This window comes from Sinomonas sp. ASV322 (assembly GCF_030908245.1).
In the GTDB taxonomy this organism is placed as follows: domain Bacteria; phylum Actinomycetota; class Actinomycetes; order Actinomycetales; family Micrococcaceae; genus Sinomonas.
Genome location: NZ_JAVFJJ010000010.1, coordinates 53350 through 77941 on the forward strand (window position 1 = coordinate 53350; position 24592 = coordinate 77941).

Genomic DNA, 24592 nt, shown 5'->3' on the forward strand with positions numbered 1-24592 from the left:
GCCTTATTTTGTCGGTGGCCGGTGGGATGGTTGGTCCATGGGGGAAATGATGGGGGAAGGCCCAGCGGACGACGGCGCCGGGTCGCTCGCGCGCGGCCCGGAGACGGCGGCGGGGCGGGAGGCGGCGCCAGTTCCCGAGTTGCCAGCACCCGAGCCGCACGCGCCCGGGCCGCCGGAGGTGCCGCAGTGGGAGGCGGCACCCGCACCCGAAGAACCAGCGCCCGAGGCGCCCGCACCCGATGGACCGGGCGTGCCGGGGCCCGAGGGGCCGGCTTCTGAAGAGCCCGGGCGTACTGCGCTGTCCCGGGCCGCGGCGGAGTTCGAGGCCCGGGCCGAGTTCGCCGGCAGGCTGGTCGACATGATCCGGCTGCTCGAGGCCCAGGAGTCCCGGATCCACGCGCTGCGGGCGTTCGTGGTCTCAGAGCTGCACGGGCACTTCCGCCGCGGCGCCAAGGACGCCCTCGAGGCCGCCGACACCGTACCGATCACCGCATCCGAGGTCGCCGCGGCCCTGAACGTCTCCGCGCGCACCGGCCGTGCCATCGTCGAGGAGGCCCTCGTATTGGCCGACCGGGACCTCGCCCCCGTGCTCGAAGCCCTGGGCGAGGGCCGCCTGGACCGGCGCCGGGCCAGGGCCGTGATGGAACACGCATGCGTGCTCCCGCCCGGCCAGGGCGCGCGGTTCAGCGCCGCCGCGGTCGCGATCGCCTGCCCCGCGGACCCGCACCGGGCCCCGAGCCCGGGAACGTTCTCCCGCCGGCTCCGCCGGCTGGCCGAGGACTACCACGACGAGCCCCTCGCCGCCCGCAGGGAGCGCGCGGCCGCGTTCCGCCGCGTCGACCTCGAACCCGCCCAGGACGGCATGTGCTGGATCACCGCCCACCTGCCCGTCGAGGTCGGCTCCGCGATCGACACCCGGCTCGAGGCCATCGCCCGCTCCCTCCAAACCCCGACCGAGCCCCGCGGCATCGCCCAGCTGCGCGCCGACGCCTTCGCCGACCTCCTCCTCGACAGCACTGCTCCTAGCAACCCCGCGCCCGACAGCGCCACGCCCGAAACCAACACCTCCGCCACCGCAACGCCCGGCGGCATCGGGGCCTGTGACGCCCTCGGCGAGAGCCCAGTGGGCAGACCCCCTTCCTCCAGGCCCTGGGGCGGCCTGCGCGGGATCCGCGCCGAGCTCGTCGTGACCGTCCCGGCCCGGACCCTCACCGGAGAGTCCGAAGCACCCGGGGAGATCCTCGGCTACGGCCCCCTCGACGCTCCCGCCGCTCGGCTCCTCGCCGCCGAAGCCGCGACGTGGACCACCATGTACGTCGACCCCGGCACCGGCGCCCCGCTCGCCCTCGGACGCCGCCGCTACACCCCCTCCCTGGCGATCCGCCGGTTCCTCGGCGCCCGCGACCGGGCATGCAGGTTCCCCGGCTGCGACAAGCCCGCCCCCGCCACCGAAGCCGACCACACCACCGAATGGCAGCACGGCGGAAGCACCGATACCGCCAACCTCGCCCTCCTCTGCCGCGAACACCACCGCCTCAAAACCCTCGGACACTGGAAAGTCCAACAACTTCCCAACCACCAGCACCAAGTCGCCAACCACCAGCACAAGAGCCAACCAACAGAAGCCGGAAGCCCACATCCCGCCCCGCCCCAGGGCGGAATCCTCGAATGGACCTCCCCCATCGGACGCCGACACCTCACCTACCCCGAAGCCGACCCATCCCCACCCTTCTGACGGCCCAGAGGGCTGGCGTCTCCTATCCACCCGAATTCAGTGTCCGAAATATGAGACAAAAATGCTCACATTCTGGACCATGGTCCACGATGTCCTCGGAGGTCCGTGCATTGGAGGACCGCGCAAAGGGAGAAACGGGGTGGGCGGGAGAAACATGACAACGCGACACACGAAGAACGATCCTGCACCCGCGACGGCACAGCGTGTTCCGACACCACCGAAGGCGTGGCTCATGCTCGCCCTCGGCGTCGGCGCACAAACCTCGGGCACGGCCTTCGTGAGCGCGCCGGCGTTCCTCATCCCGGAACTGCACACGCAACTCGGAATCCCCCTCGCCCAGGCCGGCCTGCTCGCGACCGCGCCCACGATCGGGATGGTGTTCACGCTCATCGCCTGGGGCGCCCTCGCGGACCGGATCGGCGAACGCTGGGTGATCTCCGGGGGACTCGCGCTCACGACGCTCGCCGCGCTGGGCGCCGTCGTCATTCCCGGGTATGTATCTCTCGGGGTCTTCGGCCTCCTCGGGGGCGCCGCCGCGGCGAGCACGAATGTGGCGAGCGGCCGCGTGGTCGTGGGGTGGTTCCCGCGCGATCGCCGCGGGCTCGCGATGGGGATCCGGCAGATGGCCCAGCCGTTCGGGGTCACGATCGCGGCCATGACCGTGCCCACCACGGCCGCGGCATACGGACCGGCCGCCGCGATGATCCTGCCGACAGCACTCTGCGGCGTCATCGCAGTCCTCAGCGCGCGCTGGATCGAGAATCCCCCGCGCTCGGCGCCGTCGTCGGGCCCGGCTGCCGACGAGGCGACGAACCCCTACCGGAGCGGCTCGTTCCTGTGGCGGATCCATGCGGTGTCGGTCTTGCTCGTCGTGCCGCAGTTCACGCTCTCGACGTTCGGCCTCGTGTGGCTCATGGCCGACGCCGGAATGGACAGCGTTGCGGCGGGAGCGGTCGTGGGCGGGGCGCAGGTCGTGGGCGCCCTGGGCCGGATCGTGGTCGGGGGTTGGAGCGACCGGCTCGGCAGCCGGGTGAGGCTTCTCCGCTGGGTGGCCGCGGCGGCGGCGGCGACCATGGTGCTCGCCGCCGTCACGGACATCGCGTCGATTCGGGCGGCGGCGGCCGTGGCGTTCGTGGTCGCATCGATTGTGAGCGTCGCGGACAACGGGCTCGCCTTCACGTCGGTCGCCGAAGCCGCGGGCCCACGCTGGTCGGGCGCGGCGCTCGGCGCCCAGAACACGGGGCAGTTCTTGGCGGCGTCGGGGGTCGGACCCGCAGTGGGCGCACTCATCGCGACGGTCGGCTACCCGCTCGCCTTCTGCCTCGTCGCGATCGCGCCGCTTGCGGCCGTGCCGCTCGTGCCAGCGCGGGACATCCACGCGGAATAGGCAGAACCACCGGGGGCCGCCGCACCCACCAGGCGCGGCGGCCCACGGCACAACCGCGCTACATCCCCGCGAGGAGGCCCTTCATGTCCGCGATCTCCTTCGTCTGGGAGGAGACGATGGACCCTGCCATCGCGACTGCGCCCTCATATCGCCCCGAGGCCTTCTCGGTCTGGGCCATCTGCACAGCCCCCTCGTGGTGCGCGATCATCTGGGCGAGGAACAGCTTCGAGGCCGTTGCAGCATCGGCCGACTTGAGCTCAGCCAGATCGGCATCCGTCATCATTCCCTCCATCGAGTGGCCAGAGCTGCTCGGCATCGAAAGCGGCTGACCCCACCCGGTGAGCCATCCCTTGAGCGTCGCGATCTCGGGGGCCTGCGCGCCCTTGATCTGCTGGGCCAGCGCGGAGACCCGCGAGTCGAGGCCGGGCTTGGCCAGGACGAGATCGCTCATCTCGACAGCCTGCTCGTGATGGGGAATCATCATCTGCGCGAACATCGAGTCGGCCGAATTGAAAGCACCCGTGGGCGCCGCGGACGTCGAGCCCGTCGGCATCGAGTGGCCCGCGTGGGCATCGGAGCCCGACGTAGGCTTCCCGTCAGAGGCGGACGCCCCGCATCCCGCGAGCGCGAGGCCGACGACGGCGAGCCCGCCAACGAGGGCAAGCCGCCCGCGGGCGCGGAACTGGTGCGGCGAGGTGCTGGAAGAGGTCGTGGTCATGGTTTCTCCTGTCGAATCAGCATGAATTCCGTGGAAGCGCACGAAAGCGCGGCACCCGGCCGGACGGCGGGGTGCTCGGGGCCTGATTCGGCCTACGTTCTGCTGATCGAGAGGGCGTCGAGGCTCGGCGCGCGCAGCGCCGTGAGGACCGTGGGCTGCCTGTCGAGCCCGCCCACCGGCCGCGCATCGGACCGGGAGAGGACGACGACGGCGGGCGGCACCGGCGCGGGAACCCCCGGCGCCGGCGTGCAATCGGTCGCGTGCCCAACCCCAGACGGCGGACATCCCGCGTGGCACGCCGCGCGCTCACCGGGTTGTGAAGCGCTAAGCCGGGCGCCGCCCGCGGAATCCACGCTGCGCTCCATGCCGCGGTCCATGTGCTCCCCCGAGGCGAGCCCCGCACCGGCGACGCCGCGCACGTGCGCATGCCCCGCCGTCGTCCGCTCGACGCTCGAGGCGCCCGAAGCGGGAGCCGACGAGTCCGCGACGACACCCTCGGCATGCGCCGCCGCGTGCGCCTCATGGGCCGCAAGGACGTGCATGCCCAAGAAGCCCGCCGTCACGAACAGGACGACAAGCGCGAGAACGGCAGCCCGAACCGGGGCGAAGCGCAACGGCACGCTCCCCATCCTGCTATCCGACACGCGCGGGGTCCACTTCGCGTCGGCGCAGGAGTTGGGCGTTGAGCGCGACGACGATCGTGGACAGCGACATGAGCACGGCCCCCGCGGCCGGCGAGAGCGCGATCCCCGCGAACGCGAGCACGCCCGCCGCGAGCGGGACGGCGAGGACGTTGTACCCCGTGGCCCATGCGAGGTTCTCCCACATCTTGCGGTAGCTCGCGCGCGAGAGCTCGATGACGGAAACGACTGAGCGCGGGTCGTTCCCCGCGAGCACGACGCCGGCGGACTCGATCGCGACGTCGGTCCCGGCGCCGATCGCGATCCCGACGTCGGCGCGGGCGAGCGCGGGTGCGTCGTTGACGCCGTCGCCGACCATGGCGACCTTGAGGCCGCGCCGCTGGAGTTCGGCGACCTTCTGCCCCTTGTCCTGCGGGAGGACTTCGGCGAAGACCTCGTCGATCCCGAGGTCGGCGGCGACGGCGTCCGCCACCTGCCGCGCGTCGCCCGTGATCATGACGACGCGCACCCCGCGATCCTGCAGCGCCCGCACCGCCGCGCGGGATTCGTCGCGCACGGCGTCCTCGAGCGCGAGCGCACCGACAACCTGCCCCTCGCGGATCACGTGCAGGATGGACGCCCCGCGCGCCTTCCAGCGCTCGACGTCGTCGGCGAGCTCGGCAGGCGTGCCGAGGCCTTCGCGCGCGAGGAGGGCGGGGCCACCCACCTTGACGAGGGCGCCGTCGACCGTTGCCTCGACGCCATGGCCGGGACGGGCCGCGAAGCCCATCGCACGCGGGGCGGCGATCCCTCGCTGGACGGCTGCTCGCACGACGGCGCGCGCGACGGGATGCTCGCTCTCGGCCTCGGCCGCCGCCGCGAGAGAAAGCAGCTCGGCGTCGCCCATGGCGACGGCGGCGAGGCCGACGACGTCCGGCTCGCCCCGCGTGAGGGTCCCGGTCTTGTCGAACACGACCGCGTCGACCGTGCGGAGGCGTTCGAGGGCGAGTCGATCCTTGACGAGGACGCCGCCCTTCGCGGCGCGCTCGGTCGAGATCGCGATGACGAGCGGAATCGCAAGGCCGAGCGCATGAGGGCAGGCGATGACGAGCACGGTCACGGTGCGCGTGACGGCGTCGTCGAGGCTTCCGAGAAGAGCCCATGCGAGGAAGGTCACGACGCCCGCCGCGGTCGCGAAGTAGAAGAGGAAGGCCGCCGCGCGGTCGGCGAGCGCCTGCGCCCGGCTCGAGGAGGCCTGCGCCTCCGCGACCATCCGCTGGATGCCGGCAAGCGCCGTCGACTCCCCCACGGCCTCGACCCGCACGCGAATGCTCGTGTCGGTCACGACCGTCCCCGCAACGACCGTCTCGCCCGGTCCGCGGCTCACAGCCCGCGACTCGCCCGTGATCATGGACTCGTCGACGTCAGCGGTTCCAGCCTCGATCCGGCCGTCCGCGGGAAGCCGCCCGCCCGCGCGGACGAGCACGAGGTCGCCCCGCACGAGACTCGCGGCCGGGACCGTCTCCGTCCCGGCGTCGACGATGCGCTCCGCCTCGTCAGGGAGGAGCGCCGCGAGGGCCTCGAGCGCGCCCCGCGTCGCCCCGAGGGCACGCATCTCGAGCCAGTGGCCCAGGAGCATGATCGTGACGAGGAGCGCGAGCTCCCACCAGAAGTCGAGGTCGAAGCCGCCGATATGCAGGGTCGTGGCCCACGATGCACCAAATGCGACCGTGATCGCCATCGCGATGAGAAGCATCATGCCCGGCTGGCGCTCGCGAAGCTCGCGCACGGCACCGGCGAGGAACGGCCGGCCCCCATACAGGAAGACCACCGTGCCGAGAACGGGCGGGATCCACGCGCTGCCTGGGAATTCGGGGGGCATCGCGCCGAACAGGTGCCAGAACATGGGCTGAAGAGAACGACGACGACCGTGAGCGCGAGCGTGAGCCAGAACCTGTCGCGGAACATCGCGACGCTGTGGCCCGCGTGGTGGCCGCGCGAGTGGACCGCGTGTGAGTCGGCGTGGCCTGGGCTAATTGGCGCTGCGTGGTCGCGCGCTGCGTGGTCGTGCGCGGCGTCGTGATGCGCTGCGTCGTGGTGCATTGCGTCGTCGCGTACTGCGCCGTCGTGCACGTGGTGGGAGCTGTGATCGGTCATGGCCAGCGCCGTCCTTCCGGTGAGCGGATGGTTGCGCTGTGGTCGATCGACGGTAGCGGCGAGGCCCGGACCGTCTACATCGCTGACAGCGCCTCCGAATATACCCCTAGGGGGTATATTCGGCAAGCCTTGACGCCGCCGTCCGGGGCCGAGCTCCCGCTCCTGACCGGTTGTCTCTTCCCGATCACTCGGGAATCGGCGCGTCGCGGCGCGCCACGGGGTCCGGCCCCGAAGAAACGGGCCGGAGCGCGGCAGCTCCCATGAAATGCTGGGCACATGGTTCTGGAACACGCGATCCTGCCCGTCCGCCCCGGGAGCGAGACCGAGTTCGAAGCGGCCTTCCGAACGGCGCGACCGCTGATCAGCGCGCAGCCCGGGTTCCGCAGCCTTTCGCTGTCGCGGTCGGTCGAATCCCCCAACCTCTACCTGCTCCTCGTCGAGTGGGACTCGGTCGAAGCACACACCGAAGGCTTCCGGCGGTCGGATGAGTACGAGAGCTGGAAGGCGCTGCTCCATCACTTCTACGACCCGTTCCCGAACGTCGAGCACTTCACGACGGTCGACTAGGGGTCGAGGGGGAATGACCGTCATCCGCTCCATCGCGCTCTTCGCGCTCGCCGCGGTCCTCGAGATCGGCGGCGCATGGCTCGTGTGGCAGGGGGTCCGCGAACATCGCGGCTGGGTGTGGATCGGTGCGGGCGCGATTGCCCTCGGCCTGTACGGCTTCGTCGCGACCTTCCAGCCGGATGCGCACTTCGGCCGCGTTCTCGCCGCGTATGGCGGGGTCTTCGTGGTCGGGTCGATCGCGTGGGGCATGGCCTTCGACGGCTTCCGGCCCGACCGCTGGGACATCGTCGGCGCCCTCATCTGCCTCGCGGGCATGGCCGTCATCATGTACGCCCCGCGGGGCCAGTAGGCGGACACCGCCCGGCCCGCCAGAGGTCTGCTGACTCGGCCGGCGTGCCGCCCACGAGAGGACCACTCTCAGTACTCGAGTACCGATGCGGTACGGCATCCGAAAAGCCGGGTATCGACTACTGATGTCCCCCCGCCAGCTCGGCAGCTGTACTGGTTGACATGAACTCCGGTCCGCGGCCGGAACGTCAGGCGGCCGGACTGCTGGGCAACCCGGCCGCCGAATCTCCCGTGCGATGGCGTCGCTGGGTGGCGCTCCCGCGCGGTCCCCACCACACGGAACCAACGGACTCGGAGAAATAGGGGATGTTCGCCATCAAGAAGACCTGGTCTATTGCCGCCGCGGCCTTGCTGCTCGGCGGCGCCGTCACGGCCGGGATGTCGCCGGCATCAGCAAATCCCGGAGCTGTGCGCGGTCTCAGGAACACCGTCAGAGTGTGTTCGCTTCCGATCGCCGGGCAGGCCGCATGCGGTGCGCGCAAGGTCGTCGACCCCTCAGGGAACGCGACACCGACGCTGAGTGCCCCACCGTCGTCCGGCCTTACGCCGGCACAGCTCCGCGACGCCTACAAGCTCGAGGGAACCTCCTCTGGGGGTCGGACCGTCGCCATCGTCGACGCGTACGGCTACCCGAACCTCGCGACCGACCTCGCGACATACCGGCAGCAGTTCGGCCTCCCAGCATGCACCGTGGCGAGCGGCTGCCTTCGCATCCTCAACCAGACCGGCGGTACGACGCTGCCCGCGTACAACCTCGGCTGGGCCCAGGAACAGGCGCTCGACGTCGACGCGGTCTCTGCGGCCTGTCCCGACTGCAAGATCGTGGTGATTGAGGCCAACTCCAGCTACTTCAGCGACCTCGGAACGGGAGTCCAGACGGCGGGGAAGACCGCCGGCGTCGTGGCGATCTCCAATAGCTACAGCGGCTCCGATGCTTCGGACGCGTACTACGGCAAGTACTACAACGTCCCCGGCATCGCCGTGACGGCGAGCGCGGGCGACAATGGCTATCAGGGCGCCGCGTATCCCGCCTCCTCGAGCTACGTGACCGCCGTCGGCGGGACCTCGCTCGCCAAGGCGTCCACCGCGCGCGGCTGGAGCGAGACCGTGTGGATCGGCACCGGCTCGGGCTGCTCGGCGTACAACGCCGCCCTCCCCGCAGCCGCCAACTACAGCACTGGATGCGCCAAGCGGGCCATGAACGACGTCGCCGCCGTCTCGGACCCGAACAACGGCGGCCTCGCCGTCTACTACCCGATTTCGGGCACCACCTCGACGTGGGGCCAGTTCGGCGGCACGAGCGAGGCCGCTCCGATCATCGCCTCGGTGTACGCCTTGGCTGGAAGCACTGGGGCCTCGGCCAACGGCGTCTCCGCGAACAGCATCCCCTACGCCCACCCCAGCGCATTCTTCGACGTCACCTCGGGCAGCAACGGCTCCTGCACGACGACGAAATGGTGCACCGCGGGCACTGGATGGGACGGTCCCACGGGGCTCGGCACCCCGAACGGCGCAGGCGGGTTCGCCAACACGGGCCAGGGAGGATCCGGGAGCGGAAGTTCGATTCTCTCGCTGCTCTCGCTGCTCTGACGTGTGCGAGGTGCTCACGCTCGGCGCCGGGCTCGTCGTCTCGGGCCACGGCACGTACGTCGCGAGCAAGGCGGCGGCCGCAAGCGGGGCTCGGGACTAGGGGCGCCCTGGCAGGGCCTCCTTCACGGGCGCGGCCATGCGTAGCGTGGACTGCAGACCCGATGAAAGGACGTCAGCATGGAGTACACCCGCCTCGGCGATTCCGGGCTCAAGGTCAGCCGGATCGCGTTGGGCTGCATGAGCTTCGGAGACACGTCGCGCGGCTTCAACGAGTGGGCGCTCGACGACGACGCGGCCGAGCCGATCTTCCGTCAGGCGATCGAGCTCGGCATCACGTTCTGGGACACCGCGAACGTCTATGGCTTCGGCACGTCGGAGGAGATCGTCGGCCGGGCCATCCGGAAGTACACGCGCCGCGAGGACGTCGTCCTGGCAACCAAGGTCTTCTTCCCGATGCACCGCGGCCCCGGGGGTTCGGGACTCTCCCGGAAGGCGATCATGGAGCAGATTGACGCGTCGCTGCGACGCATCGGCACTGACTACGTTGACCTCTACCAGATCCACCGCTTCGATCCCGAGACGCCGATCGAGGAAACCATGGAAGCTCTGCACGACGTCGTCAAGGCCGGGAAGGTGCGCTACCTCGGCTCTTCGTCCATGTGGGCTTGGCAGTTCGCCACGATGCAGTTCACGGCAGAACTCAATGGCTGGACCCCGTTCGTCTCGATGCAGAATCAGTACAGCCTCGTGCAGCGCGAAGAGGAGCGCGAGATGTTCCCGCTCCTCGAGGACCAGGGCGTGAGCAGCGTCCCGTGGGCTCCCCTCGCCAAGGGGCGGCTCGCTCGCCCGTGGGATGAGCAGGGGACGACGCGTTCGACGACGGACCCGCTCCAGAGCCGCTATTCGGACGAAGGCAATCGTCCCATCGTCGACGCGGTCCAGCGGATCGCGGAGGAGCGGGCCGTGCCTATGGCGCAAGTGGCCCTGGCCTGGGTGCTGCGGAACCCGACCGTGGCCGCGCCGATCGTCGGCGCGACCAAGCCGCACCACCTCCCGGACGCCGCGGCCGCCGTCGGCCTCGACCTCACGGACGAGGAGGCGAGGCTGCTCGAGGAGCCTTACACCCTCCGCGAGCCGACCGGGTTCTGACCGCATGCGCTTGCCCCGCCTCCTCGTCCCGTCCGCCGCCCTCCTCTGGGGTCTGCAGTTCGCGTTCCTCAATCCCGCCCTCGCCCTCCTCCTCGTGGCGCTGTTCCACGCGAGCGACGCCGAAGTCGGCCTCGCGCTCGCCCTCTACAACGCGAGCGGCTTCGTCGCGTCCCTCGTGATGCCCGCGTACGCTGACCGCACGCACGACTACCTCCGGCCCATGCTCGTGTGCAGCACCCTCGCCCTCGTGGTCGCCGCGCTCCTGCTCGTCGCGTCGTCGCTGCCGCTCGCCGTCGTCCTCCTCGTTGCCCTCGGCGGGCCCGCGAGCGTCGGCTCGTCGCTCCTGTTCGCCCACCTCAGGGCGAACGAGACCCCGCTCGCGCAGATGATGAACACGCGGGCGATCGTCTCGTTCGCATGGGTCGCGGGCCCGCCGCTCGCGACGCTCCTCATCGGGTCCCTCGGCGAGCGGTCCATCCTGATCGCGATCGCGGCGATCGCGGTCCTCGCCTTCGCGACGACGGCGGCTCTCCGCAACCGTGCAAACGCTGCGGGAGCGTCCGCCCAGCCGCAGGCGGCCGACGACGACGCCGCACCCCTCCCGCGCGGTGCCGTCGCCGTCGTCGTCCTCGCCTTCATCGCGCTCCAGGCGACGAACAACGTCGTCGTCTCGATCATGGCGCTCTTCACGACGCAGCGGCTCGGGCTGGGGATCGAATGGGCCGGCATCGCGCTCGGAGTCGCGGCAGCGCTCGAAATTCCCGCGCTCTTCGCGATCGGGAAGCTCACGAAGCGATTCTCGAGCCTCCGCCTCCTCGCGTCGGGATGCGCCGTCGGCGTCGCATACTACGCGGCGATGGCGTTCGTCTCGGGGCCTGTGCTGCTTGTTGCGGTGCAGGTGCTCAATGCGTGGTTCTTCGCCGTAGTCGCGGGAGTCGGGCTCACGTATTTCCAGCAGATCATCCCGCGCCCAGGCCTTGCCTCGGGGCTCTTCACGAACACGCGACGGCTCGGGGCGATTGTCTCGGGCGGCGTCATCGGGTTCGGCTCGACGCTGTTCGGCGGCTACAGCGGGGTCTTCTGGGCCTGCGCGGCGCTCACGATAGTGGCGCTGGCCGCGGTCCTCGTTGTCCCGCGGATCTCGCGGATCTCGCGGCGCGTGGACCGGCACGCAGCGGACGGCGCCGGTCCGTCGCGTACGCGTTTGGCCTCGACCGAAGGCGCGTAGCCCCGGCCGCCCGCAAGCCGAGGCCCGGAAATCCGCGGATGTGGCGCCCTCGCGGGACCTGTTCCTTCCCGTACGCGTACTGGAAGGAACAGGTCCGGAATGAAACCCGAACTAGGATAGTTACGGAAAGCAACGATCTGTTCATCCCGCGACTTCCTGGAGCCTTTCGTGTCTCACAGCGCAGCACCCTCCGCGCCCTCGGGCGCACTGTCCAGACGCCAGATCACCGGCGTCATGACGGGGCTCATGCTCGGCATGTTCCTCGCCTCGCTCGACCAGACGATCGTCTCGACGGCGATCTACACCGTTGCAAACGACCTCGACGGGCTGAGCCTCCAGGCCTGGGCCACGACGGCCTACCTCATCACCTCGACCGTGAGCACGCCGCTCTACGGCAAGCTCTCCGACATCTTCGGCCGCCGCCCCCTCTACATCGCCGCGATCGCGATCTTCCTCGGAGGTTCGGTCTTCGCCGGCTCCGTGCATTCGATGGGCGAGCTCGCCGTGGCCCGCGGCATCCAGGGCCTCGGCGCGGGCGGCCTCATGGCCCTCGCGCTCGCGATCATCGGCGACATCGTGCCGCTCTCCGAGCGCTCGAAGTACCAGGGCTACTTCATGTCCGTGTTCGGCGTCTCGTCCGTGCTCGGCCCCGTCATCGGCGGGGCGTTTGCGGGCGCCGACCAGATCCTGTGGATCACCGGCTGGCGCTGGGTCTTCTATGTCAACGTCCCCGTCGGCATCGCGGCGCTCGCCACCGTGTTCCTGTTCCTGCACCTGCCGGTCCGCCACACCCGGCAGCGGATCGACTACCTCGGGGCCGCTGCGATCACGATCGGCCTCGTGCCGCTGCTCCTCGTCGCCGAGCAGGGCCGCGGCTGGGGCTGGGGCTCGGCCAGCTCGATCGCGTGCTACGCGATCGGGGCAGCGGGCCTCGCGCTCTTCGTGTGGTTCGAGAAGCGCGCGGGCGACTACGCCCTCATCCCCCTGCGGCTCTTCAAGAGCGCACAGTTCAGCCTCTCGGCGGTGCTCAACTTCATCATCGGTGTGGGGATGTTCGGTGCCATCGCGATGCTTCCGATGTACCTCCAGCTGGTGAAGGGCCTCACGCCGACCGAGGCGGGTCTCCTCATGATCACGTTCACCGTCGGGATCATGTCCGCGTCCATCATCGCGGGCCGCACGATCTCGAAGACCGGCACGTTCAAGATCTTCCCCATGATCGGCACGCTCCTGCTCACGGGTGCCTCGGTGACCATGGGGCTCGTCCTCACGGTGGACTCGCCCCTGTGGGTCCCGGGCGTCGTCGCGGTGTTCTTCGGGATGGGCCTGGGCTGCTGCATGCAGCCGCTCGTCCTCGCGATGCAGACGTCGGTCCCGCCCCAGGACATGGGCGTGGGGACGTCCACGGCAGCCTTCTTCAGATCGATGGGGGGCGCCGTCGGAACCGCCGTGTTCATCTCGATGCTGTTCAGCCTCGCAGCGGACAAGATCACCTCGGCCATGAAGGACGCCGTAACCCAAGCGGACTTCGTCCGCACGATGCGTGATCCCGCCGTGCTGGCCGATCCCACGAACAAGCCGCTCTTCGATCTCTTCAAGGGCAGCGCGGGCGGCCTCGGCTCGGACAACCTCAACGACACGAGCTGGCTCAAGAACGCGAACGCCGTGCTCACGCATCCCATCAGGGACGGTTTCTCGCAGGCGGTCGACGGCGTGATGCTCACCGCGGCGGCCCTCGTCTTCGTCGCGTTCCTCATCACACTCGCCCTCCCGAACGCGAAGCTGCGCGATCCGAAGGCTGCCCTCGAGGAGCCGGCCGCGGCGTAGGCGCGGCCGCAAGCACGGCAGCAGCACTGCGCTCCAGCCCGTTTCTCAGGCCGCCCAAGCCGTGTTGAGCCGCGACGCGTCGCGGCTCGAGTGATTGGGAAAGCACAACCGGGCTGGAGCGCGGCCCACAGGCGACCGGCCCGCGCGCAGGGGGATTCTGGAGAGAAAGCAACGGCGCGGGGCGCCTACCGTAAGGGAAGGCGCCCCGCGCCGCGTTTTGTGGCGCTGCGCGCCCGGCTTGACGCCGGGGCGCCTGATGCGGCCGCTGGGGGCCGGTCGCTTCAGCCTCTACGCGCGTTGATGGGTGAGTCCGTAGGGGACACTCTCATCGTGCGCGACAACGTATTCGCCGGCAGCCTCGCGCGTGACGAGGATGCCGCAGCAGGGGTTGGCCGCCGCAGTCCGCTGCAGCCTTTCAATTGCCGAGCCGAGGATGTCGTCGAGCTCGCGGGCATGGTCGACGACGACACGCAGGCTACGGTGATGGTGCACATCGGGGGACATGCGCACGCTCCTTCCGTGGTCAAGTCAAATGTCGGAACGTTTAGTTTAAGGCACAACCCCGGTCCGACAGCAAATGGGCCAACCAACGATGGCAGCTTGTTCGGCAGAACCGGTCTGAAGGTAGCGGTAGGCTAGGCAGTGCCCTGTTACGGGCATCACATTTTCCCCACCACCACAAAGGCCTTAGCACTATGACTAAGCTCATACCACCGGGAGCTGCCTCAGAGGGTCCGACGACGCACCCCACCGGGCAGCACAGCGAACCGCACCTCAGCCGCGGCCTCTCCAACCGCCACATCCAGCTCCTCGCCATCGGCGGGGCCATCGGCACGGGCCTGTTCATGGGGTCCGGAAAGACGATCTCCGTGGCCGGACCGTCCGTGATCTTCGTGTACATGATCATCGGCTTCATGCTCTTCTTCGTCATGCGGGCCATGGGCGAGCTGCTGCTGAGCAACCTCAACTACAAGACGTTCAGCGACTTCGCGGGCGACCTCCTGGGCCCGTGGGCCGCGTTCTTCACGGGCTGGACGTACTGGTTCTGCTGGGTCGTGACGGGCGTGGCCGATGTCGTCGCGATTGCCGGGTACGCGGACACCCTCTGGCCCGGCGTCCCGCTGTGGATTCCGGGCGTCGCGACGATCCTCGTCCTCCTCGCGCTCAACCTCCCCACGGTCAAGGCGTTCGGCGAGGTCGAATTCTGGTTCGCGCTCATCAAGATCGTGGCCATCACCGCGCTCATCGTCACGGGCCTCGTGATGATCTTCTCCGGCTTCCACTCCCCCGCCGGCTCCGCGAGCTTCGGGAACCTGTGGCAGCACGGCGGCCTGTTCCCGAAGGAGTTCATGGGATTCGTGGCCGGCTTCCAGATCGCCGTGTTCGCGTTCGTGGGCATCGAGCTCGTCGGCACCGCTGCCGCCGAAACGAAGTCCCCCGAGAAGAACCTGCCCAAAGCCATCAACGCGATCCCCGTGCGCGTGGGACTGTTCTACGTCGGCGCGCTCGTCATCCTCATGTCCGTCACGCCGTGGACCGAGTTCAAGGCCGGACACTCGCCGTTCATCGGCATGTTCTCCCTCGCGGGGCTTGGCGCCGCCGCAACGCTTGTGAACCTCGTGGTGCTGACGTCGGCCATGTCGAGCGCCAACTCGGGCATCTACTCGACGTCCCGGATGGTGTTCGGCCTCGCGCAGGAGGGGGACGCGCCGTCGTTCTTCGGCCGGCTGTCGTCGCGGAAGGTGCCGCAGAACGCGCTGTTCCTTTCGTGCGTGCTGCTTCTCGCCGGCGTCGTGCTGCTCTACGCCGGCAAGGACATCGGCACAGCGTTCGACATGGTGACGACCGTCTCCGCGGTGTGCTTCATGTTCGTGTGGTCGATCATCCTCGCGAGCTACCTCGTCTACCGGAAGCGCCGGCCGGAGCTGCACGCGGCCTCGACGTACAAGATGCCGGGCGGGCCGGCCATGGTGTGGGTCACGTACGCGTTCTTCGCGTTCCTCGTCTGGGCGCTCACGACCCAGCCCGATACGCTCACCGCGCTCCTCGTCACTCCGCTCTGGTTCGCGATCCTGACGGTCGCGTGGCTCGTGCTGCGCCGCTCGCCGGTGCACCAAGCACGGATCGCGGCGCACGGCGAGGCACTGCGGGAGCGCGAAGCGACGCCGGCCGTCTAAGGCGGCCCCCCGTTTCGCCGTCACATCCGCAGGGTGCCCACCCACCGGATGTGACGGCGCAACCAGGCTGCGGTCAATGCGAGTAGCCCATCCCGGCGCCGATGAGTGCACCAAAGACCCCGAACACGACCAGGATGAGCAGGACCCAGCCCACAAGCATGATCCCGTTGAGGATCAGGCCAGCCACCGCCATTCCCCGCCCCGCAGGCTCACGGCGGAGCCCCACGATTCCGAGAACGAACCCGATCGTCGGTGCGAGGAAGGTCCAGCCGAAGAAGATACTCACGATCCCAAGGACCATCGAGGCGATGGAAGCACCCTTGGGCTGGGGAACGAGCACCACGTAGCCCGGAGCGGGCTGGGCGTACGACGGCGACTGGGCGCCTTGGTGCTGTTGGCCGTAGGGGCTCTGGGGCGCCTGGCCGTAAGGGCTCTGGGGCTGTTGGCCGTAGGGAGCCTGGCCATACGGGTTCGGCTGCTGGGGCGTGTGGCTCACGGTTCTGCTTCCCTCTCGATGGTGCAAACGAAGGATGCGACCGGTGCTCTCGCCTGTTCGTATCCCCCGACACCGCATCTTAGTCGCGGCCGATCCTCGCGTCTCCCGGGCGCCCGGCCGACGGTCCGCCTCGCCGCGGGAGTCTCACCAGCGTCTGGCGGCCGGGCGCGGCGTGTCACCCGAAAGCGGCGGCGCGCCGCGCCGTCGTGCGCTCGAAAACTGGTGAGACCGCGACGCGAGGAACCGGACCCGTGGCCCCCGCAATTGGCTACCCTGAACCGCATGACCCGCTTCGCCCCGCGCACCGCGCCCGCCCTCAGCCCCGAAGACGCCGACGACGTGCGCCGGGCCCTCGCCGCGGGGGATGTCACGGTCTTCGCCGACGGAACGGCCTATCGGCTCCCCGACCCGGCCCGCGACGCCGTCCTGGACCTCCTCGCACGGCTCTCGCGCGGCGAGTCCGTGACGGTGAGCAGCGCCGAGGACATCCTGACGGTCGCACAGGCAGCCGAACTCGCGGGGATCAGCCATTCGTACGTGCGGAAGCTGACGGACGTGGGCACCTGGCCCGTCGAGTACCGCGGGACGCACCGCCGGATCCGGCGCGAGGACGTGCTCGCGTGGGTCGCCACACAGAAAACGGCGCAGCAAAAGCGCGGGGAAGGGTCCGACCCCGCAACGGCCTGAATGGCCACGCATCGGGCGAGATCAGGCCACGCTTCCGGAACGGTGGACGCGTGGCCGAATCTCGCGTAACGCGTGCCCACGTCAGATCCGCGGGCGCCCGGCCCAGCGGCGCGCCTTGAGCGCGAGATGCAGCTCCTGCCGCACGCGCCCGCCCAGCGGATCCGCGCCCAGCAGCTTCCGCACGCGGGCGATCCGGTGGTACACGGTCGAGCGATGGACGTGCAGCCTGTCGGCCACGGCCTGGACGGCGCCGTCGCTGTCGTAGAGCTCCTCCAGGACGGGCAGGAGCTCACCCGTCCGGTCTTCCTCCTCGAGGAGATCCGCGAAGACGCTCGAGGGCTCTGAGTCGAGCGCGGCCATGAGCTGGTAGGCGCCCACGGATCTCACGTCGACGAGCTCCCCGAGGGCCTCGTCGACAGCGGCTGCCTGCGCCGCGATCTTCGACTGCGCGTACGCCTCGGGGAGTCCCCGCAGCGACGTGAACGGCTCACTGATCCCGACCAGGACGCGCCCGGCGGGGCGGCCCGAGCGCTTCGCGAGCTCGCGTTCGTAGTGGGTCAGGACGGCGGCGTGGCTGGCCCGGCCGGTCGAATGGATAAAGAGGACGACGGCGTGTGTGTCCGCTCCCGCCGTGAACAGGGCCGGGTCGATGCCCGCCGTCGCGAGCATCGCCGCCGTGCTCGTGGCGACAACGGCGGCCTGGGGGTCCGCGGGGTTCACGCCGGCGGGATCGAGGAGTGTCGCGACCTGCCACGGCGCGTGCCCGTGGACCTCGCGCCAGCCCGCGATCTCCGAGAGCGCGGCCCTATCTCCGCGCGCCGCGGCGAGGAACGTCGATTCGCGCTCGCGCCGATGAGCAGACGCCGCCGTGTTCGAGTCCAGCAGGAGCCCTGCGATGAGCTCGATCTCGAGCCGCACGCTCGGCAGCGCCGCAAGGATCGCCGTCGCGCTCTGCTCGTCGGGTTCCTGCTGGACCCACAGGTAGCCGACGCGGAAGCCGCGCACGAGCAGCGGGACGCACACGCGCCCGTACATCCCGAGCCCGGGGTTCGGCGGCACCGCGACGGGGCGCACCGCCGTCGCGATCCCGTGCGAGAGCTGCCACGCGCTCACGTCAGCGGGCACGCGCTTGCTGAGCAGGAAGTTCACGCGCACGGGATCGGCATGGGCCTGGTTCGACGAATAGGCGACGAGCAGCCCGTCGAGGTCCTCGACTGAGAGCCCTCGGCCAAGCTTCTGGGCGGCCTTCTCGACGAGTTCCTCGACCCCTTCGCGCATGCCTTCCAGCATACGGCGACCGCCCGCACAGCAGGGGACATTTGCCGCTCCAACGTGCGACATCTGTCTAATGCCCGACGGCGGAATCCCCGGAATTCCGGGGATCTCACCTCCACAGGGCGCTCGAGAGCGCTGTTGCTTGGCTCACAGCATGCCTACGCTGGAAGCGCCGCGGAAGCCCCCGGACAGCACCACGAGGAGCGGCCCTACGAGGGCCTCGAGCAACGGAGACGACAAATGATCATCGGAGTCCCCCAGGAGATCAAGAACAACGAGTTCCGCGTGGCCATCACGGCCGCGGGCGTGCACGAATTCGTGTCCCGCGGGCACACGGTGCTCGTCGAGGGCGGGGCGGGGCTCGGCTCGGGCATCACTGACGACGAATACCGCGTGGCGGGGGCCGAACTCGTCGAGGATGCCGCGGATGTCTGGGCGCGCGCGGACATGGTCATGAAGGTCAAGGAGCCGATCGCCGCGGAGTACCACTACTTCCGCAAGGGGCTCATCCTCTTCACGTACCTCCACCTCGCCGCCGAGCCCGCGCTCACGCGTGCGCTCCTCGACGCGGGCGTCACGGCCATCGCGTACGAGACGGTCCAGGAAGGCCGCACACTCCCGCTCCTCGCACCCATGTCCGAGGTCGCCGGCCGCCTCTCCGTGCAGGTCGGGGCGCAGTCCCTGCTCGCCCCGAACGGCGGCAAGGGCGTGCTGCTCGGCGGCGTTCCGGGCGTGCGGCCCGCGAAGGTCGTCGTGCTGGGCGCGGGCGTCGCGGGGACGAACGCGGCGGTCGTCGCGATGGGCCTCGGCGCTGACGTGACCATCCTCGACATCAACATCGCGCGGCTCCAGGAGCTCGACGCCCTCTACGGCAGTCGCCTCAAGACCGTCGCGTCCAACAAGTACGAGATCGAGAAGTCCCTCGTCGAGGCGGACCTTGTGATCGGCTCGGTCCTCGTCCCGGGCGCGAAGGCGCCGAAGCTCGTCACCAACGAGCTCGTATCCCGCATGAAGCCGGGCTCGGTCCTCGTCGACATCGCGATCGACCAGGGCGGCTGCTTCGAGGACTCGCACCCCACGACGCACCAGGACCCGACGTTCCGGGTCCACAACTCGATCTTCTACTGCGTCGCGAACATGCCGGGCGCCGTGCCGAACACGTCGACCTACGCGCTCACGAACGTCACGCTCCGTTACGCCGTGCAGCTCGCTGACCTCGGGGTCGAGACGGCGTTCGAGAGGAACCCCGCGCTCGCGCAGGGCCTCAACGTCGCGGGCGGCCGGGTCACGAACCGCTCCGTCTCGGAGGCGCACGGCCTCCCCCTCGCGAACGACTGGCACGGGCTCGTCACCGCGTAGGCCACCCGTTCAAGAGTCACGTTCCGCGGGTCCCGAGCCGTTCAGGGGTCACGTCCTGTAGGTCGCGCCCGCGGGACGTGACTTCCAAACGGCGCCGCACCCGCGGGAGGTGACCCCTGGACGGCGCAGCAGCACCGACGACGACGGCGGAACGCGAGCGCCGTCGTCGTCCGGCGTCGGCGAAGGGGGTTGGCTGCATTGGCGGGGGTAGCCCGTATCGGCGGGGGTCCTGCCCGGCTGAAACGCGGTCAAGCGGCGGAAATGCGCCCCGCCGGCGCGCCCAAGACCGCGCCGTGACGAAGCTCACATAGCCGAACGGAATGGGCAGGCCTCCCAATTTAGTTGACACTTCACAGAAACGCCGACGACGGCGTGATCACAAGTCAACAAGGAGAGCCCTGTGGCCGAGAAGACCATCCTGACCCTCGTCGGCAGCCTGCGTGCTGAGTCCGTGAACAGCAAGTTCGCCCAGATCGCCGCCGAGACGGCACCCGAGGGCACGGCGATCACGACGTTCGCAGGGCTCGAGGAAATCCCGTTCTACAACGAGGACCTCGACGTCGAGGGCAAGGTCCCGGCCAAGGCCGCCGAGCTCCGCGCCGCGGTCGCCGCCGCCGATGGCGTGCTCTTCGTCTCCCCCGAGTACAACGGCACGATGCCGGCCGTCCTCAACAACGCGATCGACTGGATCTCGCGCCCGTTCGGCCAGGGTGCCGCGGTCGGCACGTTCGCCGCCGTCATCGGCACGTCGGCCGGCCAGTTCGGCGGCCTGTGGAGCCACGACGACATCCGCAAGTCGCTCAAGGTCGCCGGCGCGACGGTCCTCGACGACGCGAAGCTCGCCGTCGGCGGCTCGTTCCAGCGCTTCGCCGGTGTTGAGCCCAAGGACGACGCCGAGGTCGTCGAGGGCATTCGCGGCGTGGTCGCGACCCTCGCGGCTGCGCAGCTGGCCGAGGTCGCGGCCGCGAACTAACTCTTCATTCACGAATCACGTCCCGTGGGTCCCGGCCCCGGGACGTGACTCTTTTAAGCTTCCCTCAGCACATCCGGCAGTTCCTCAACGAAAACCGTCTGCGGCGGTTCGTAGTAGATGACCAGCACCTGATCACCCACGTTGAACACGCTGGTCTTGTCGAAGGGGTGCGCGTGAAAGGCGCTCGTGCCGCCATGGAAGGGCAACATCACTTCTCCCACCGTGCCCGGCCCGATCCGCCCCGTCACCCGACCGATCTTGCCGGTCAGGCTACGGTCGACATCCTTGTGCATCGGGGTCGCTATGCCTCGGGAGCTTTCGTGGGGCGCGACGGCGCCACCTTGCCGTTCTTGAGCGCCCCTGTGATCGACGGCAGGAAATTGCCGACCTGCGCCAAGATCCCGCCCACCATGCTATTGAGCCCTTCGCCGCCGTTCAGGACCGTCAGCTGATCGACGTGGGCAAAGGGCTCAGCAGCGGCGGCCACGATCGCGGGCATATTCTCGGCAAGCTGCTGGGAGATGACTGCTTCTTGGTTGGCTCCGAGCGCTTCGGCGCGCGCCTTGATGCCGTCCGCCTCGGCCAAGGACTTTGCCTTGATGGCGGAGGCTGCGGCGTCACCGCGTGCCTTCGTCGCAGCCGCTTCTGCTTCACCCGTGACCTTGGTGGCCCCCGCCATGGCTGCCGCGGCAGTGGCGTTGGCCTGCGCTTCGACCTCCACTTTGCGGGCATTCGCCTGGGCCTCGAGTTCCGTGCGGCGTGCCCGCGCCTCGGACGCACTGATGTCAGCGGCCTTCTGGGCTTCCGCCTCGGTACGCAGGGCATAGGCTTTGGCGTCGGCGGGCTTGCGGATGGACGTCTGCAGCTTCTGCTCCTCGCGGTCGGCCTCCAGCTTCGCGACCTCGGTCTCTTGGACCACGACTTGCTGCCGCGCCGTGGCCTCGGCCAGCGGGCCTGCCTGAGCGGCGTTGGCCTTGGCCGTCTCCGCGTTGGCCTGGGCCGCGGATTGCCTGATCGCGGAAAGGCTCTGGGCATCGGCGATCTGCGCGGCAGCTTCTGCCTCCTTTTCCGCGGCTTCGCGGTTCCTCGTCGCCTCGGCAATCCGGGCTTCCATCTTGACCTGCGCGATATGCGGCTTGGCCAGGTTTTGGATGTAGCCCGTGGGGTCCTGCAGGTCCTTTATTTGGAGAGAATCGACCACGAGGCCGAGCTTCTCCATTTCCGTGCCACTTGCACTGCGGACCAAAGAGGCGAGCTTGTCGCGCTCCCGGATGATTTCTTCCATGGTCATGCTGCCAATGATCGAACGCAGGTGGCCCTCGAAAACGTTGTAGACCTGGCTTTCCATTTTTGGCTGCTGGCCGAGAAACCTCCTCGCCGCATTCGCAATGAAGGGTGCAGAGTCGCCAATCTTGTAGATGACTACGCCCTCCACGATCACCTGAATCCCTTGCGAGGTCACGCAGTTGACCTGAAGCTCTGTTTCGTTGAGGGTGAGCGACAAAGTCCTGACCGTCTGGAGTCCGGGAACCACCAGCGCGCCCTTCCCGGTGACGATCTTGAAGTCCATGCCGTCGGTGGTGTCCGCATTTCCCCGGGTCAGGCCCGAAATGATCAGCGCCTCGTTCGGTTCCGCCACTTTCCACATCAATGTGATGAGCAGCCTGATGACGGCAACAGCGGCGACGACGCCCACCAGAGTCACAAGAATGGGCAAGTAGACCAAGAGGTCGAGCATTGACTGTCCTTTCAACCGCAAGCACTCGGGGGTCTCGTGTAGTCAGTCTGCTGTGGTCCGTTCCGATAGTCCAGCGATTTGTGTTGGCCGAACGGGTCCCGCAGGAGGCAGCCTGCGCTGGAGGTCTGGTGACCAAGGGACGAGGAAGACCGCGCGGCAACGCCCGACAGCCCGGAGGCCTGGCACCTCAAGCCCAGCTGGAACTGACCCACGCATCCGGGGGTCACGTTCCGTGGGTTGCGACCGACGGGACGTGACCCCTGGACGTGGGGAGAGCCTCACGTAACCCCGCCGCGCGGGCCATGGCCAGCCGCGACGCGCGGTCCTAGGCTGGTTTGTGGGGACAAAGGCCACCAACGCGAAAGAATCGAGGCGATTCCCCCATGGCAGCGTTCTCAGGAATCGAAAACGACGAGGACCGCGTCCACAGCGAGGCACCCGCGGAGGGTGACACCGATCTCGACACGACCGAAATCCGCGCCCACTCCGAAGAGCCGGCCGAAGGCCCCGACGAGGACTGATTCGCGCCGTCGAACCTGGACTGCCCTTAGAGGGGCTAGGCCTTCTTGACCACAGACGACTTGAGCTGCATCGGACCGACACCGTCGATCTTGCAGTCGATGTCGTGGTCGCCCACGCCGTCGACGAGCCGGATATTGCGCACCTTCGTCCCCGCCTTGATGACGAGGGAGCTGCCCTTGACCTTGAGGTTCTTGACGACGGTCACCGTGTCACCGTCGCTCAGAACGTTGCCGACGGCGTCCTTGATCTCGTGCGCGCCCTCGCCGCCGCTCTCCTCGGAGCCTTCCGCGACCGCCTCCCACTCATGCGCGCACATGGGGCACACGAGCAGCGCGCCGTTCTCGTAGGTGTATTCGCTGCCGCATTGGGGGCACGGGGGAAGGGTTTCGCTCACCCTGTCAGGATATCCGGCATGCCCCGGCGCGAGCGGACGGACGACGGCGGGTGCGCGCCCGCCGTCGTCTGCTTGCCCGCCCTTCACACCGCCTTGCCGGGGTTCAGGATTCCGTGCGGGTCGAAGACGTCCTTGATGCGGTGCTGAAGGTCGCGCAGCCGCTCGGACTGCTCGAGCGGGAGCCAACGGAGCTTGAACGAGCCGACCCCGTGCTCGCCGGTGATCGTACCGCCCATGGCGAGGGCGACGTCGATCGATTCGTCGAGCGCCTCGTTGAGCCGGGTCACGGCCTCGGCGAGGTCCGGCGAGCCCGGATCGACCGAGAACTCGGGGTGCAGATTGCCGTCGCCCGCGTGGGCCACGACCTTGACGTCCACGCGGTGCTCCGCGGCCATGCGCTCGAGCTCGTGCACGTAATCCACGAGGCGCGAGCGCGGGACCGCAACGTCCTCGCCCACGCGGAACTGGCTGTCCTGCCCAATGCCCCGACTGTTGCGCCTCAGGAAGACGAGGCGTTCGGCTTCCTCGGGGTCGTCGTCGAGCAACGCCGCACCCGTCTCGGCCAGAACTCTCCGCACAACCTCGGCCTCAGGCTCCGCGCCGAAGCCGTCGGTCTGGATGAGCAGAAGGGCGCGCCCCCGCGACAGGAGGTCGGAGCCGTTGAGCCGATCGGCGTCGGCGAGCGACCCGGCATCCATGAGCTCCATGATGGCCGGCTGCACGCGGGCGCGCCCGACGGCGAGAACCCCCGCCGCCGCCGACGCAAAGTCCGCGTAGAACGCGGCGATGGTCCGCACGGCGACGGGAAGGTAGCGCAGACGGACGGTCGCCGCGACGACGATCCCGAGAGTTCCCTCCGAGCCGACGAGGAGTCCCGTGAGGTCGTAGCCTGCGACGCCCTTGAACGTGCCCCGGCCGACGCGGACGAGGGTTCCGTCCGCGAGCACGACGTCGAGGCCCAGCACCGAGTCGCGCGTCACCCCATACTTTGCGCACCGGAGACCACCCGCGTTCGTGCCGATGTTGCCGCCGATCGTCGAGAAGCCGTGGCTTGCGGGGTCGGGTGCGTACATGAGCCCGTGTTCGGCGGCGGCCGCGTTGAGGTCCGCGTTGATGACGCCGGGTTCGACGACGGCGACCTCGTCGTCGGGGCGGATCTCAAGGATGCGGTTCATCCGTTCGAAGCTCAGGATGATCGAATTCTCGATGGCGTGCGCCGCGCCTGAGAGCCCCGAGCCCGCGCCGCGCGGGACGATCCGCGTGCCCGCCGCGGCGCACGCGCGCACCGTGGCCTGAACGTCCTCGACCGATTCCGCGAAGACGACCGCGAGCGGGACGGCCGCGGCCTCGATGGGGCCCAGGTCGTGGCTGTACTCCTCGAGGACCTCGCGCGCCGCGCTGACCTTCGAGGCGCCGATGGCGCCTTCGAGGGCGGGCAGCACGCTGTTAGTCGGGCTCGCGGTCATGGGGCTCCTTGCACGATGGTCGATGTCTGTTCGCGCTCCGGTCCGGTTGTCGTTTCCCAATCGGTCTCGAACTCGGCGTGTCACGCCTGAATCGGCGCAAGCAGACCAAGAAGTGGGTTGGAGCGCGGGCGGAGCACCCGTAACACTTGTTACGGTAACGGATGTTACGATCGGGGCGC

Annotated in this window: 22 protein-coding genes and 1 pseudogene; 13 read left to right on the top strand and 10 right to left on the bottom strand. The window is 69.2% G+C overall.

Annotated features, from left to right (window positions below; translation table 11 throughout):
* Positions 1 to 37: 37 nt before the first annotated feature.
* Positions 38 to 1735 carry a DUF222 domain-containing protein gene (locus tag RBS12_RS13925; protein WP_307966720.1) on the top strand — a complete coding sequence of 566 codons (1698 nt, stop codon included), beginning with the start codon at positions 38 to 40 and terminating at the stop codon, positions 1733 to 1735.
* A gap of 154 nt (positions 1736 to 1889) precedes the next feature.
* A complete protein-coding gene (locus tag RBS12_RS13930) occupies positions 1890 to 3122 on the top strand; it encodes an MFS transporter (RefSeq protein WP_307966721.1) in 1233 nt (410 codons plus the stop codon).
* Between the two features lie 58 nt (positions 3123 to 3180).
* Here the strand turns inward: RBS12_RS13930 and RBS12_RS13935 are convergent, their stop codons facing one another.
* From RBS12_RS13935 to RBS12_RS13945, 3 genes and pseudogenes are all read right to left on the bottom strand, one after another.
* The gene (locus tag RBS12_RS13935) at positions 3181 to 3840 is read right to left on the bottom strand and encodes a DUF305 domain-containing protein (RefSeq protein WP_307966722.1); all 660 of its coding nucleotides are present in this window, start codon (positions 3838 to 3840) and stop codon (positions 3181 to 3183) included.
* Between the two features lie 92 nt (positions 3841 to 3932).
* Complete coding sequence (locus RBS12_RS13940) at positions 3933 to 4460, bottom strand: hypothetical protein (RefSeq protein WP_307966723.1); 528 nt, start codon at positions 4458 to 4460, stop codon at positions 3933 to 3935.
* 13 nt (positions 4461 to 4473) lie between these two features.
* Positions 4474 to 6617: pseudogene (locus RBS12_RS13945) on the bottom strand (copper-translocating P-type ATPase).
* A 276-nt stretch (positions 6618 to 6893) separates the two neighbouring features.
* Here RBS12_RS13945 and RBS12_RS13950 point away from each other — a divergent pair.
* The 6 genes from RBS12_RS13950 (at position 6894) to RBS12_RS13975 (ending at position 13326) form a co-directional block, all read left to right on the top strand.
* The gene (locus tag RBS12_RS13950; protein ID WP_307966724.1) at positions 6894 to 7184 is read left to right on the top strand and encodes an antibiotic biosynthesis monooxygenase; all 291 of its coding nucleotides are present in this window, start codon (positions 6894 to 6896) and stop codon (positions 7182 to 7184) included.
* A 13-nt stretch (positions 7185 to 7197) separates the two neighbouring features.
* Positions 7198 to 7533 carry a YnfA family protein gene (locus tag RBS12_RS13955; RefSeq protein ID WP_307966725.1) on the top strand — a complete coding sequence of 112 codons (336 nt, stop codon included), beginning with the start codon at positions 7198 to 7200 and terminating at the stop codon, positions 7531 to 7533.
* Positions 7534 to 7838: 305 nt separating this feature from the next.
* Entirely contained in the window at positions 7839 to 9122 is a 1284-nt protein-coding gene (locus RBS12_RS13960) for a hypothetical protein (protein WP_307966726.1), read from the top strand.
* A 177-nt stretch (positions 9123 to 9299) separates the two neighbouring features.
* Positions 9300 to 10271: an aldo/keto reductase gene (locus tag RBS12_RS13965; protein WP_307966727.1), complete on the top strand. Its 972-nt coding sequence runs from the start codon at positions 9300 to 9302 to the stop codon at positions 10269 to 10271.
* Between the two features lie 4 nt (positions 10272 to 10275).
* Entirely contained in the window at positions 10276 to 11499 is a 1224-nt protein-coding gene (locus RBS12_RS13970) for an MFS transporter (protein ID WP_307966728.1), read from the top strand.
* 168 nt (positions 11500 to 11667) lie between these two features.
* Complete coding sequence (locus RBS12_RS13975; protein ID WP_373886525.1) at positions 11668 to 13326, top strand: MDR family MFS transporter; 1659 nt, start codon at positions 11668 to 11670, stop codon at positions 13324 to 13326.
* Positions 13327 to 13614: 288 nt separating this feature from the next.
* On the opposite strand, the gene RBS12_RS13980 is transcribed toward RBS12_RS13975, so the two are convergent.
* Complete coding sequence (locus tag RBS12_RS13980; RefSeq protein ID WP_307966729.1) at positions 13615 to 13830, bottom strand: hypothetical protein; 216 nt, start codon at positions 13828 to 13830, stop codon at positions 13615 to 13617.
* A gap of 191 nt (positions 13831 to 14021) precedes the next feature.
* On the opposite strand from RBS12_RS13980, the gene cycA reads away from it, so the two are divergent.
* A complete protein-coding gene (gene cycA / locus RBS12_RS13985) occupies positions 14022 to 15503 on the top strand; it encodes a D-serine/D-alanine/glycine transporter (RefSeq protein ID WP_307966730.1) in 1482 nt (493 codons plus the stop codon).
* A 73-nt stretch (positions 15504 to 15576) separates the two neighbouring features.
* Here the strand turns inward: cycA and RBS12_RS13990 are convergent, their stop codons facing one another.
* Positions 15577 to 15999 (bottom strand): DUF4190 domain-containing protein, encoded by a 423-nt coding sequence (locus RBS12_RS13990; RefSeq protein ID WP_307966731.1) that lies wholly within the window; start codon positions 15997 to 15999, stop codon positions 15577 to 15579.
* A gap of 282 nt (positions 16000 to 16281) precedes the next feature.
* Between RBS12_RS13990 and RBS12_RS13995 the strand changes: the two genes are divergently transcribed.
* Positions 16282 to 16686: an excisionase family DNA-binding protein gene (locus RBS12_RS13995; protein ID WP_307966732.1), complete on the top strand. Its 405-nt coding sequence runs from the start codon at positions 16282 to 16284 to the stop codon at positions 16684 to 16686.
* An 81-nt stretch (positions 16687 to 16767) separates the two neighbouring features.
* Here the strand turns inward: RBS12_RS13995 and RBS12_RS14000 are convergent, their stop codons facing one another.
* Positions 16768 to 17964, bottom strand: a complete 1197-nt coding sequence (locus tag RBS12_RS14000; protein WP_307966733.1) for a helix-turn-helix domain-containing protein — start codon at positions 17962 to 17964, stop codon at positions 16768 to 16770.
* 237 nt (positions 17965 to 18201) lie between these two features.
* On the opposite strand from RBS12_RS14000, the gene ald reads away from it, so the two are divergent.
* Positions 18202 to 19320 carry an alanine dehydrogenase gene (gene ald, locus RBS12_RS14005; protein ID WP_307966734.1) on the top strand — a complete coding sequence of 373 codons (1119 nt, stop codon included), beginning with the start codon at positions 18202 to 18204 and terminating at the stop codon, positions 19318 to 19320.
* Positions 19321 to 19720: 400 nt separating this feature from the next.
* Positions 19721 to 20293: an NAD(P)H-dependent oxidoreductase gene (locus RBS12_RS14010; RefSeq protein WP_307966735.1), complete on the top strand. Its 573-nt coding sequence runs from the start codon at positions 19721 to 19723 to the stop codon at positions 20291 to 20293.
* 53 nt (positions 20294 to 20346) lie between these two features.
* On the opposite strand, the gene RBS12_RS14015 is transcribed toward RBS12_RS14010, so the two are convergent.
* Together RBS12_RS14015 and RBS12_RS14020 are read right to left on the bottom strand one after the other, a co-directional pair.
* Entirely contained in the window at positions 20347 to 20586 is a 240-nt protein-coding gene (locus RBS12_RS14015; protein WP_307966736.1) for a hypothetical protein, read from the bottom strand.
* An 8-nt stretch (positions 20587 to 20594) separates the two neighbouring features.
* On the bottom strand, positions 20595 to 22031 hold the full coding sequence (locus RBS12_RS14020; protein WP_307966737.1) for an SPFH domain-containing protein: 1437 nt from the start codon (positions 22029 to 22031) through the stop codon (positions 20595 to 20597).
* 383 nt (positions 22032 to 22414) lie between these two features.
* Between RBS12_RS14020 and RBS12_RS14025 the strand changes: the two genes are divergently transcribed.
* Positions 22415 to 22552, top strand: a complete 138-nt coding sequence (locus RBS12_RS14025) for a hypothetical protein (protein WP_307966738.1) — start codon at positions 22415 to 22417, stop codon at positions 22550 to 22552.
* A 35-nt stretch (positions 22553 to 22587) separates the two neighbouring features.
* Here RBS12_RS14025 and RBS12_RS14030 read toward each other — a convergent pair whose 3' ends face one another.
* Together RBS12_RS14030 and RBS12_RS14035 are read right to left on the bottom strand one after the other, a co-directional pair.
* The gene (locus RBS12_RS14030; RefSeq protein WP_307966739.1) at positions 22588 to 22947 is read right to left on the bottom strand and encodes a zinc ribbon domain-containing protein YjdM; all 360 of its coding nucleotides are present in this window, start codon (positions 22945 to 22947) and stop codon (positions 22588 to 22590) included.
* Between the two features lie 83 nt (positions 22948 to 23030).
* The gene (locus RBS12_RS14035; protein ID WP_307966740.1) at positions 23031 to 24413 is read right to left on the bottom strand and encodes an FAD-linked oxidase C-terminal domain-containing protein; all 1383 of its coding nucleotides are present in this window, start codon (positions 24411 to 24413) and stop codon (positions 23031 to 23033) included.
* Positions 24414 to 24592 lie beyond the last annotated feature (179 nt).